We start from the raw sequence: 3,205 nt of genomic DNA, 5'->3' as shown, positions 1-3,205 counted from the left end.
CCGAGGAAGCGGTCGACCACGTCCTTGTAGGCTTCCGACACGTCGCTGCCGTTCATGTGCACCGCCGGCACGCCCTGGTTGGAGGCCTGCAATACCGACTCGGATTCGGGGATCACGCCTATGAGCTTGATGCGCAAAATATCCTGGATGTCCTCGAGCGAAAGCATCTGGCCCTGGTCGACGCGGCCGGGGTTGTAGCGGGTGATCAGCAGGTGTTCCTTGATCGGGTCGCCGCCGGCGATGGCGCGCTGGGTCTTGCTGGAGAGCATGCCGAGGATGCGGTCGGAGTCGCGCACGGATGACACCTCGGGATTCGTCACCACCAGGGCCTCGTCGGCGAAGTGCATGGCCATCAGGGCGCCGGTCTCTATGCCGGCGGGGGAGTCGCAAACAATGTATTCAAAGTCCATGCCGGCCAGGTCTTTCAGCACCTTCTCGACGCCGGTTTTGGTCAGCGCGTCCTTGTCGCGGGTCTGCGAGGCGGCCAGCACATACAGGTTGTGGCACTGCTTGTCCTTGATCAGGGCCTGGTTCAGCGTGGCTTCGCCCTGGATCACGTTGATGAGGTCGTACACCACGCGGCGCTCGCAGCCCATGATGAGGTCCAGGTTGCGCAGGCCCACGTCGAAGTCAATGACCGCGGTTTTATGGCCGCGCAGCGCCAGGCCGGTGGCAAAGCTGGCGCTGGTGGTGGTTTTGCCCACACCGCCCTTGCCGGAGGTGACCACGATGATTTTTGCCATGCTTGAATTTCCTTGGAGAACGGGAGAGGTGTTTTGGGTGGAGGCCGGGTGTGCCGCGGGAGCAGGAGGAAGCAAAGTGGCTGTGGTCATGCTGACATCACATTCATGACTAGTTTGTCGCCCTCGTCGCCCGGGACGAGCCGCACTTGCGTGGGCTTGCCGGCCATGCCGGGCGGCAGCGGGTGTTCGCTGGTGCGGTAGACGCCGGCGATGGAGAGCAGTTCAGCTTCCAGCGCGAGCGAGAAGATGCGCGCCTCGGTGTTGCCGCGTGCACCGGCCATGGCCTTGCCGCGCAGCGGCGCATAGACGTGGATGTGGCCGTCGGCAATCACCTCGGCGCCGGCGTTGACCATGGCCAGCACCACCAGGTCGCGGCCGCGTGCATAAACCTGCTGGCCGGAGCGCAGCGGCTTGTCGACGACCAGCGCGCCCAGCGGCGCGGCAGGGGCAAGGGGAACCGGTTCCGGCGCCAGCAGAACCGGCGCGGGTGGTGCGGCCACCGTGGGCCGCGGCGCCACCAGGTGGGCGTCGGGCACGGGCAGCAAGCCCGCCTGCAGCGCGGCTGCCATCTGCGCGGCGCTGCCGCCTTTCACGGCGATGGGCACCAGCTGGTAGCCGCCCAGCAGGCTGATCAGCGCGGGAAAGTCGATGCCGCCCGCCGCTTCCGGCAACGGTGACAGGTCGACCAGCAGTGCATCCTGGTCGAAGAAGTCGGGAATGTCGCCAAAGCGGGCTTCGAGTTCGCGTGCCAGGGCGACGAGGTCGGTGGACTTGAGCAGCAAGGCCACCAGGGGCAGGTTGGCGCTCTTGATTTCAAAGGTGGCGGGAGTGGTGGCCTGAAGGGCGACGGTCATAGGCGCATGGCGGGAGGAGGCCGGCGTGTCGGCGGCAAAAGAAAAGATGGCCGAGGGTAGCGCGCGATGCGGCGTATTCGCCCGCACGCTTTGTCGCACTTGTGAGCGCATGAAACGCTTGTCGGCCGCGCGCACGGCCTTGGTGCGCCGTCGCCGTCCGTCGCAGAAAGCCGCGCCGGCATTGAATGCATGCGCCCTGCACCCATATGCGGGGCTTATCACTCTGGACTTTTCATGAACTTCCTGCCGCTGGCGCTTGTAACCGCGCTGCTCCATGTTTACATCGGCGCACGCCTTGTGCCGGGGCTTGAAGCCCATTCCCTCGGCCAGTGGCTGCTCATCGCCGGCCTGGCACTCTCGGCCTTGCTGATGCCGCTGGGCCYGATGGCCGGGCGGGTCGCGAAACAACCGCTGGCCGACGTGCTGACCTGGGTGGGCCTGCTGTTCATGGGCTTGTTCTCTTCGATGCTGGTGCTGACGGTGGCGCGTGACGCGGGCCTGCTGCTGCTGTGGCTGGCCGACCTGCTGGCGCCCGGCCGCTTGCCGCTGGCCTGGCTGCGCATCGCCTCGGCCGAAGCCGTGCCCGTGCTGGGCGTGCTGGTCACCGTGCTGGGCTTTTTGAATGCGCGGCGCACCGCGGCCGTGGTCAAGGTCGACGTGCCCATCAAGGGCCTGCCCCCCGCGCTGCAGGGCTTTACCCTGGCCCAGCTCAGCGACATCCACGTCGGGCCGACCATCAAGCACGAATATTTGCGCCGCATCGTCGACAAGGTCAACGCACTGGACGCCGACGTGGTGGCCATCACCGGCGACCTGGTGGACGGCAAGGTCAGCGAACTCTCGGCCCACACCGCGCCGCTGGCCGACCTGAAGTCGCGTCACGGCACCTATTTTGTCACCGGCAACCACGAGTACTACTCCGGCGCGCATGCCTGGGTCGACGAGCTGCGCCGCCTGGGCCTGACGGTGCTGCTGAATGAACACGTGGTGATTCGCCCCCCTTCAGATGCAGCCGGCCGCGAGGACGGCAAACCGCTGGTGCTGGCCGGCGTGACGGATTACAGCGCCGGCCATTTCGATCCGGCGCACCGCAGCGACCCCGAAGCGGCCCTGCGCGGCGCGCCGCTGAACGCGGTCCGCGTGCTGCTGGCCCACCAGCCGCGCAGCGCGGCGGCGGCTGCCAAGGCGGGTTTTGATCTGCAGCTGTCGGGCCATACGCATGGCGGGCAGTTCTATCCGTGGAATCTGTTTGTGCGGTTTCAGCAGCCGTTTACTGCCGGCTTGCACAAGTTGCAGAATCTTTGGGTTTATACGAGCCGGGGGACCGGGTATTGGGGGCCGCCCRAACGGTTTGGGGCGCCTTCTGAGATTACTTTTTTGAAATTGGTCGCGGGATAAGGGTTGGTCTGCCGGGTCTTGCTCCAGCTGTCCGCGCTTCCTCTGTTCTCTCTTCTAAGTTCTGCTGGCCGGGGGTTGCCCGGCGGCAAGTAACTTTCTTTTGCTTCGCCAAAAKAAAGTCACCAAAGAAAAGGCGACCCGCAGTCTGGGTCCCTACGCTTCGCTTCGGGCAACCTGCGGTGCTCGACTACGGCGGGGTCTCGCGCAAAC

General features: G+C 65.8%; 3 protein-coding genes. 1 reads left to right on the top strand and 2 read right to left on the bottom strand.

From position 1 onward, the window contains the following. Together minD and minC are read right to left on the bottom strand one after the other, a co-directional pair. Positions 1-743, bottom strand: a 743-nt coding sequence (gene minD, locus AC1D0P_RS23675; protein ID WP_477678977.1) for a septum site-determining protein MinD, incomplete at its 3' end; no start/stop codon positions are given. Positions 744-829: 86 nt separating this feature from the next. Then, positions 830-1,597, bottom strand: a complete 768-nt coding sequence (minC, locus tag AC1D0P_RS23670) for a septum site-determining protein MinC (protein WP_477678976.1) — start codon at positions 1,595-1,597, stop codon at positions 830-832. A gap of 234 nt (positions 1,598-1,831) precedes the next feature. On the opposite strand from minC, the gene AC1D0P_RS23665 reads away from it, so the two are divergent. Next, positions 1,832-2,995 (top strand): metallophosphoesterase, encoded by a 1,164-nt coding sequence (locus AC1D0P_RS23665; protein ID WP_477678975.1) that lies wholly within the window; start codon positions 1,832-1,834, stop codon positions 2,993-2,995. Positions 2,996-3,205: the final 210 nt, after the last annotated feature.

The sequence above is a fragment of the Polaromonas sp. P1_G2 genome (assembly GCF_056405515.1).
This window is presented reverse-complemented; position numbering and strand designations above follow the sequence as displayed.